Here is an 8,118-nt window from a genome sequence, read left to right on the forward strand (position 1 = left end):
GGGGTCGGCGGGGGCGACCGGGACCACGACGACGCCCGCGCCGGTCGTACCACCCGTCGAGCCGCCGGCGCGTGGGGGTGGCGGGTTCAGCCCGCCGTCGTGATGCGCGCGTTGGGCGGGGTGTCGAGCGCTTCGAGTTCGATGCCGGGTGCGGCCAGGACGACGTCGCCGCTGACGTGGAGCACCGCGCGCTCGCCCGTGGCGAGGTCGTCCACGTGGTAGCGCTCGACGGCCAGGCCGTCGTGCGATTCCACCGCCACCAGGGTCCACGACTGGTCGACCGTGTGCGCGGCCAGGACCGGTTCGGTCAGCGAGATCAGGCGCAGTCGGGCGGATCCGCCCGGGGACAGGTCGAGCATCGTCGCGGTCGCGATCAGAAAGGCCGGTGAGCGGCCGGTGAAGCCGGCCGCCTTCGCCTCGTGTTCGACTCCCGCCACGTCGAGTGTGGGATCGACCGCGGTGCGCAGCCACACCACGCCGGACGTGCCGTCGACGAGTGTCGCGCCGCCGCGTACCCGCCAGCCGCCGGCCTGCGCTTGCAGGCGCAGCGGGCGGCCTCGGGCGTCGAGGGTCAGGTCGATGCCGCTTCCGGTGTAGCGCCAGCCGAGCGGGCCCGGGGCGCACGAGAAGCGTTCCTCGCCGAGGGCGGTGCCGTCGTGGGGGTCGTGGAAGGAGTAGGTGCCGGAGGGCATGGCCGGACCCTACGACACGGCGCCGGCGTCGGTGTCGCAGCCGGGGTGCTCGCGCGTCTCGACGACCCGGGTGAGCAAGGCGGTGAACGTCGCCCGCTCGGCGGGGGTCAGCGGTGCGAGCAGGGCGTCCATCGCGGCGTCGACGAGTGGTTCCTGGCGGGTCAGGCGGTGTCGGCCGGCGTCGGTGAGGGTGATCGCGTTCTTGCGACGGTCGTTCGGGTCGGGTGCGCGAGTCACCAGGCCCTCGGTCTGGAGGGCGTTGAGGATCGCGACCATGTCCTTGGGGTCGATGGCGACCGTACGGGCGAGTTCGGCTTGGGCGATGGGCGCGTACTCGTGGATCGCGACCAGCACGAGGTGGTGGAGCATCGGCATGCCGTCGCTTTCCAGGGCCTGCCGGACCAGCGTGCGTCCGTGCGTGGCGGCGCGGCCGAGTAGCCAACTGGGCAGGGCCCGGATTCGGGCGGGGGCGGGCAGCTTGTCGACCATGGGTGCAGCCTAGCCCGGAACCATTGGACTTCCCAACGATCTTCATATTATCGTTGGGGTATCCAACGACTTTTGGAGGTGCCGGTGATGCGTCGCGTTCGCTGCCACGAGAACGGCGGTCCCGATGTGCTGCGCGTCGAGGAGGCCGAGGTACCCGAGCCCGGGGCGGGCGAGGTGCTGATCCGATCCGAAGCGATCGGCGTGACGCTGCCGGGGGTGCGCAAGGTCCGCGAGGGTGGGATGCCGCTGCCGGGCGGGTTCGGCGGAGAGATCGCGGGCGAGGTGTGTGCGCTCGGGCCGGATGTCACCGGGTTCGCGGTCGGGGATCGGGTGGTGGCGATCTCGTTCACCGACGCGTATGCCGACTTCGCGCTCGCACCCGTGTTCACCGCGTCGCACATTCCGGCGACGGTGAGCGCGAGCCGGGCCGTGGCCCTCGTGCGCGGTGGGCACGTCGCGCTCGCCGCGTTGTTCGTCGCCGGCCCGGTGCGGGGCAGATCCGTACTAATCACCGGGGCCGCGAGCGGCGTGGGGCATCTCGCCGTGCAACTGGCCCGGTTGCACGGCGCGAGCCGGGTCGTCGCGGCGGTGGGCTCGGCCGACAAGACCGCCTTCGTGCGCGGGCTCGGCGCCGACGAGGCGGTGGTCTACGCCGACGAGTCGTGGGGGGAGCCGGTCGACGTGGTGCTCGACGCGGTCGGCGGCGAACTGCTGCCGCGTGCGCTGGACGCGCTCGCGCCGTTCGGTCGGCTCGTCTTCTTCAACTCGGGTGGCGGGACGGTGCCGGCGTACGAACTCCTCGCCGGGGCAAAGACGATCACCGGACTGACCATGGCCCGGTTCTCCACCGCGTATCCCGACACATACGCCGAGCACGGTGATCGGCTGTGGGAACTCGCGTGCTCCGGGCGGCTGTTGCCGGTCGTGCACGAGACGTTCGCGCTCGCCGACGCCGCTCGGGCGCACGAGGTGATCGAGGCTCGGGCCAACCTCGGCAAGGTGGTGCTCCGGCCGTGACGAGCCGTCAGGCGGCGCACTGGTCGAGCATCGCGCTCTTGTCGGCGTCGGTGACCGGGAGTTCGTACTTGATGGACACCTGCGCGTAGCGGACCACGTACGCGCACCGGACCGCGGTGTTCGGCGGGAGCCAGGTCGCGGGGCTGGAGTCGCCCTTGCCGCCGTTGATCGGGCCGTCGACCGCGAGCAGGTTGAGCGGGTCGTTGGCCAGTCGGCGGCGTTTGTCGGCGTCCCACCGGGCCGCCCCCATCTGCCACGACGCGCTCAGCGGTACGACGTGGTCTATCTGTATCGCGGAGGCCTTGGCCTTGGTGAACGCGATGGTCTTGCCCGAGTACGGGTCGGCCAGCGTCATCGTGTTGACCACGCAGCCCTTCCGGTCCTTCCACTGCGTGACCTGGCCGTCGCGCTTGAGTATGTCGTCGCGCGTGTCGCAGCTGTTCTTGCCGAACGGGACGTCGGTGACGCTGTCGGTCCAGGCCGGTCCGTACGCGGCGCGGTCGTAGCCGGTTTTCGGGCCGCGGCCGTTGGTCGGCACCTTGTCGATCAGCGCGCGGCCCGCCGTGCGATCACCGGCCGACGTCAGCGGGGCCAGGCCCGACTTGGTGCCGTCCGGGTTGTCCAGTGGACTGGTCGCGGTGCCACCGCCGCTGCCGGCGGGCGCGGTTGCGGGCGCGGTCTTGCCTCCCGCCGCCGGTTCCGCGTTCTTGGCGTCGTCCTGACAGGCCGCCAAGGCGGCGACGGCGAGCAGGATCGGAACGTACTTCAGCCGTCGTCGCATGCGACGTGCCCCCGAGGCGTGTCGTCGAATCGGTATGGGGTTGTGGGTCGTTGCCCCATTGCTACCCGCAAACAAGCCGGGCAGCGCACGAGGCGCCGCCCGGCTTGTCGCCGGCTTTTACTTCATGGTGCCGAGCGCGACGGTGTTCAGCGCACTCAGTAGCGGTACGCGTCCGTCTTGTACGGGCCGTCGACCTTGACGCCGATGTAGGCGGCCTGCTCCTCGGTGAGCGTGGTGAGCTTGACGCCCAGCGCGTCCAGGTGCAGGCGCGCGACCTTCTCGTCGAGGTGCTTCGGGAGCACGTACACGCCGACCGGGTACTCCTCGGGCTTGGTGAACAGCTCGATCTGCGCGATCGTCTGGTTCGCGAAGCTGTTGGACATCACGAAGCTCGGGTGACCGGTCGCGTTGCCGAGGTTGAGCAGACGGCCCTCGGACAGCACGATCAGCGTCTTGCCGTCGGGGAACGTCCAGGTGTGCACCTGCGGCTTGACCTCGTCCTTGACGATGCCCGGGATCTTGGCCAGGCCGGCCATGTCGATCTCGTTGTCGAAGTGGCCGATGTTGCCGACGATCGCCTGGTGCTTCATGCGCTGCATGTCCGAGGCCATGATGATGTTGAAGTTGCCGGTGGTGGTGACGAAGATGTCACCGATCTCGACGACCTCGTCCAGCGTGGTGACCTGGTAGCCGTCCATCGCCGCCTGGAGCGCGCAGATCGGGTCGACCTCGGTGACGATCACCCGCGCGCCCTGGCCGCGGAGCGACTCGGCGGAGCCCTTGCCGACGTCGCCGTAGCCGCACACGACGGCGACCTTGCCGCCGATCAGTACGTCGGTGGCCCGGTTGATGCCGTCGATCAGCGAGTGGCGCACGCCGTACTTGTTGTCGAACTTGCTCTTGGTGACCGAGTCGTTGACGTTGATCGCCGGGAAGAGCAGCGCGCCGTTTTGGAACATCTCGTACAGGCGGTGCACGCCGGTGGTGGTCTCCTCGGTGACGCCCATGATGCCGGGGGCCATCGCGGTCCACTTGCCGGGGTTCTCGGCGTGGGTGGCGCGGAGCAGGGCCAGGAAGACCGTGAACTCCTCCGAGTCGGCGTCCGTGGCGTCCGGAACCGCACCGGCCTTCTCGAACTCGACGCCCTTGTGCACGAGCATGGTGGCGTCACCGCCGTCGTCGAGGATCATGTTCGGGCCGTCGTGGCCGGGCCAGTTCAGCGCCTGCTCGGTGCACCACCAGTACTCCTCCAGCGTCTCGCCCTTCCAGGCGTACACCGGCACACCCCGCGGGTCCTCGGGGGTGCCCTCGGGGCCCACCGCGATGGCCGCGGCGGCGTGGTCCTGGGTGGAGTAGATGTTGCACGAGACCCACCGCACGTCCGCGCCGAGCGCGGTGAGCGTCTCGATCAGCACGGCCGTCTGCACGGTCATGTGCAGCGAGCCCATGATCCGGGCGCCGGCGAGCGGCTGCGTCGCGGCGAACTCGCGGCGAATCGACATCAGGCCGGGCATCTCGTGCTCGGCGAGGGTGATCTCCTTGCGACCGAACGCGGCGAGGGAGAGGTCGGCGACCTTGAAGTCGCCGTTGAGCTGCGAAGCCATGTTGTGGATCCTCTGCGGGAGGGGCGGATGGTACTGGAGACACACCGGTGCCGCGGGCGCCGGTGCCGTGCCATCCAGTCGGACACATCTGTGCCTACGGGTCCGTGACCCGACCGCCCTCTGCAGCGACTGTCGTTGTGCGCCAACGACGTTAACACCTCATCCGGTCGAAGCGTGACGGTCCTTGCCACCCGGTGTGGCGTCGGGGTCGGGGCCGCGGTCGGCCTCGTCGGCGCGGTAGATGTCGGGTTCGAGGTAGATCACCCGGGCGATCGGGACGGCCTTGCGGATGCGCGCCTCCGCGGCGTCGATCGCGCGGGCCACGTCGACGGCGGTGTCGTCGTGGTCGACGGCGATCTTCGCGGCGACGAGCAGTTCCTCGGGGCCCAGGTGCAGGGTGCGCATGTGGATCAGCCGCTCCACGTCGGGGCCGTCGACGATCGCGGCCTCGATGGCGCGCACGGTGTCCACGTCGGCGGCCTCGCCGAGCAGGAGGCTGCGGGTCTCCAGGGCGAGCACGATCGCGATCAGCACGAGCAGGATGCCGATGCACAGGGTGCCGATGCCGTCCCAGACGCCGTCTCCGGTGGCCACCGCGAGGCTCACCCCGATCAGCGCCAGGAACAGGCCGATCAGCGCGCCGAAGTCTTCGAGCAGCACGATGGGCAGCTCCGGGGACTTGGCCCGGCGAACGAACTGCGGCCAGGTCAGTCGGCCGCGGTGCAGGTTGGATTCCTTGATCGCGGTCCGGAAGGAGAAGCCCTCCAGGACGATCGAGAACACGAGCACCCCGACGGCCCAGTACCAGCTCTTGAGCTCGTGCGGGTGGGCGATCTTCTCGTAGCCCTCGTAGATCGCGAACATGCCGCCGACCGAGAACAGCACGATCGAGACGAGAAAGCCGTAGATGTAGCGCTCGCGGCCGTAGCCGAACGGATGTTCCGGCGTGGCGTCGCGCTGGGCGCGTTTGCCGCCGACCAGGAGCAGTACCTGATTTCCGGAGTCGGCCAGCGAGTGGACGCCCTCGGCCAACATCGACGAGGACCTCGTGAAGGCGAACGCCACGAACTTGGCCACCGCGATACCGAGGTTCGCTGCCAATGCCGCGACGACCGCTTTGGACCCGCCACCCGCGCTCATAAAGGTCGACTCCCACCCGTTGTTGACCGCTGTTTACCTCTTGCAGACGGTCAGTTTGCCATCGGGGGCGCGTGTACCCCGCCAATCGCGGAATACGGGTGGCCGTCGGTCCGTCGGTCGAACGGGTGCTGCCGGGCGCGGATTCGGGCCGAGCCGGGTCCGATCAGGCGCGGCGGGTCACGCGAACGGGACGCCCGCCCGAAAGACCAGGGCGTCGTCGCCGACGACGGTGAGCGAGACCGGCGGCTCGCCGGCGCGGATGTACACGGACTGGCCGCGGGCGAGCACGAGGTCGTCGCCGTCGCGCTCGCGCGCGGTGGCGGTGCCGCGCACGCACAGCAGGATCTGCGGTCCGGTGGTGTCCAGGACGTACGGGCGCTCGGCCGCGGTCGCGCGCAGTCGGGACAGCCGGAAGTCGGGAACCGGGGTCGCGTAGACCTCCTCGCCGGCGCCGTCGTGGTCCTCGGGGGTGAGGATCTCCACGGGGCCCGCGCGAAAGGCCATGACACGCAGCAGCTCACCGACGTCTATGTGCTTGTCGGTGAGGCCACAGCGCAGCACGTTGTCGGAGTTGGCGAGGATCTCGACGACCACGCCGTGCAGGTACGAGTGCGGCATGCCCGCGGCCAGGAACACCGCCTCGCCTTCGCGCAGTCGGATGTGGTTGAGCAGCAGTGCCACCGCGACGCCCGGGTCGCCCGGGTGCCGCTCGGCCAGGTCGGCGACCGCGGCGCACGCGTCCGCGTACGGCGATCCGTTGGCCGCGAGCCGCCGGCACGCGGCGGCGACCGCGTCGACCACGCTGGTGCGCAGCCGCGCGGGCAGCATCAGTACGTGGGTGGTGGCGGCGCGCAACGCCGCCTCGTGGTTCGGGTTGTGCAACGCCCGGGCGAACGGGGCCAGTTGCGGGACGTCGAGCGCGTCCAGCAGTTTGAGCGTCTGGGAGATCTCGCGGTAGCCGACGAGGCCCTCGAAGTCGCCGATCGCGCAGATCATCTCGGGCTTGTGGCTGGAATCGCGGTAGTTGCGGTGCGGCGCCCGGATCGGCACGCCGCGGGCCTCCTCCTCGGCGAATCCGTGCCGGGCCTGCACCGCGTCCGGGTGGACCTGGAGCGAGAGCGGCTCGGCCGCCGCGAGCACCTTGAGCAGGAACGGCAGCCGCGGGCCGAACCGGGCCGCGGTGTCGGCGCCCAGTTCGCCGTCTGGGTTCTCGGCGATCAGGTCCACGAGCGAGCGCGGGCCGTCGCCCCGGTCGACCTCGGAGGGCGCGCCGGGGTGGGCGCCCATCCACAGTTCGGCCTGGGGCTTGCCCGTGGGGGCGACGCCGAGCAGTTCGGGAATGGCCGTGAGGGACCCCCACGCGTTGGCGCGGATCCGGTTGAGAAGGCGATCCATGACTAGCGGGGACCACCTTCGGTCCAGGAGAACAGGCCGGGCGCGGCGGGGAGCGTCCCCGTGCCCAGGGCCAGGTACACGGCCGCGAAGTCGGTCACCGCGATCAGCTCGGCGAGTCGCTCGACGGGCGAGCCGCCGCGCGCGCTCACGTCGCCGACGGCGGATCGGCCCAGCGCGGTGAGTGTGCGCGTGGCGCCGGCCAGGTGTGCCGCGGCGCCGGGACCGTCGTGGTCGACCAGCAGTACCGGGAAGACCCGGGCCGCGTCGGGCTCGTCGACCCGGTCGCGGAAGAAGTCGTCGGGGTCGTCCGACCCGCCCGCGGGGCCGGCCTCGAACACCCGGGCCTGGTGGCGCCCCGCCGTGGGCAGCGGGCCGGACAGCGCGGGTATCGCGGCCACGCCGGTGCACATGGTCGCGAAGCGCTCGGCGGCGACCTCGCCCACCGCGCCCGCGCCCCAGATCACCGGGGTGCTCCCCGCGATCGCCACCGCGAGCGACTTGGCCGGGTTGAGATACGCGTCGGCGGCGGGCCGGCAGCGCGTGCTCGCCTCGTCCAGGCGGTCCGCGGCCGCGTCGAGCGCCGCAAGGCCCTCCCCGGGCGTGAACGGGCTCGCGCCGCACGCTCCGGTCACCGCCAGGAGCGCGGCCAGCAGCGGCCAGAACGCCGTCTGCGCCGCGAACGACGTGCGATCCGCGTAGCCTGCCGAGCCGACCGGTGTGGCGTCCACCGGCACTCGTACGACGAGGCCGCGGGTCTGCTGCACGGCGGAGTCCAACGCGGTCCCGGCGGGAGTGACGGCCACGACCTGGCAGCCGCGCCGGTACGCCTGCGTGGTGAGCTGTATCAGCTCGTCCTCGTCGCCGCGGCCGGCCAACAGGACGAGGTCCAGCGAACCCGCCCACCCGGGCAGCACGTCGCCCGCCGACACGACGGGCAGCGCCGCGTCGGGACCGGTGAGCGCGCGCAGCGCGTGGCCGAGCGGGCCGTACGCGGGCGCGG

At 71.2% G+C, this 8,118-nt stretch carries 8 protein-coding genes; 1 reads left to right on the forward strand and 7 read right to left on the reverse strand.

Annotated features, from left to right (window positions below; translation table 11 throughout):
• Positions 1-86: 86 nt before the first annotated feature.
• Both GT354_RS05090 and GT354_RS05095 read right to left on the reverse strand, forming a co-directional pair.
• Positions 87-692 (reverse strand): hypothetical protein, encoded by a 606-nt coding sequence (locus GT354_RS05090; RefSeq protein ID WP_161354965.1) that lies wholly within the window; start codon positions 690-692, stop codon positions 87-89.
• Between the two features lie 9 nt (positions 693-701).
• Positions 702-1,181 carry a MarR family transcriptional regulator gene (locus GT354_RS05095; RefSeq protein ID WP_161354966.1) on the reverse strand — a complete coding sequence of 160 codons (480 nt, stop codon included), beginning with the start codon at positions 1,179-1,181 and terminating at the stop codon, positions 702-704.
• Positions 1,182-1,268: 87 nt separating this feature from the next.
• Between GT354_RS05095 and GT354_RS05100 the strand changes: the two genes are divergently transcribed.
• On the forward strand, positions 1,269-2,198 hold the full coding sequence (locus GT354_RS05100; RefSeq protein ID WP_161354967.1) for a zinc-binding dehydrogenase: 930 nt from the start codon (positions 1,269-1,271) through the stop codon (positions 2,196-2,198).
• 7 nt (positions 2,199-2,205) lie between these two features.
• Here the strand turns inward: GT354_RS05100 and GT354_RS05105 are convergent, their stop codons facing one another.
• From GT354_RS05105 to GT354_RS05125, 5 genes are all read right to left on the reverse strand, one after another.
• Positions 2,206-2,979 (reverse strand): HNH endonuclease family protein, encoded by a 774-nt coding sequence (locus tag GT354_RS05105; RefSeq protein WP_161354968.1) that lies wholly within the window; start codon positions 2,977-2,979, stop codon positions 2,206-2,208.
• A gap of 155 nt (positions 2,980-3,134) precedes the next feature.
• Complete coding sequence (ahcY, locus tag GT354_RS05110; RefSeq protein ID WP_161354969.1) at positions 3,135-4,583, reverse strand: adenosylhomocysteinase; 1,449 nt, start codon at positions 4,581-4,583, stop codon at positions 3,135-3,137.
• A 159-nt stretch (positions 4,584-4,742) separates the two neighbouring features.
• Entirely contained in the window at positions 4,743-5,723 is a 981-nt protein-coding gene (locus GT354_RS05115; protein ID WP_161354970.1) for a cation diffusion facilitator family transporter, read from the reverse strand.
• A 177-nt stretch (positions 5,724-5,900) separates the two neighbouring features.
• Positions 5,901-7,118: a mannose-6-phosphate isomerase, class I gene (gene manA / locus GT354_RS05120; RefSeq protein WP_161354971.1), complete on the reverse strand. Its 1,218-nt coding sequence runs from the start codon at positions 7,116-7,118 to the stop codon at positions 5,901-5,903.
• Positions 7,119-7,120: 2 nt separating this feature from the next.
• Positions 7,121-8,118: SIS domain-containing protein (locus GT354_RS05125; RefSeq protein ID WP_161354972.1), on the reverse strand; the 998-nt coding region annotated here is incomplete at its 5' end.

The sequence above is a fragment of the Streptomyces sp. SID3343 genome (genome assembly GCF_009865215.1).
GTDB lineage: Bacteria > Actinomycetota > Actinomycetes > Streptomycetales > Streptomycetaceae > Embleya.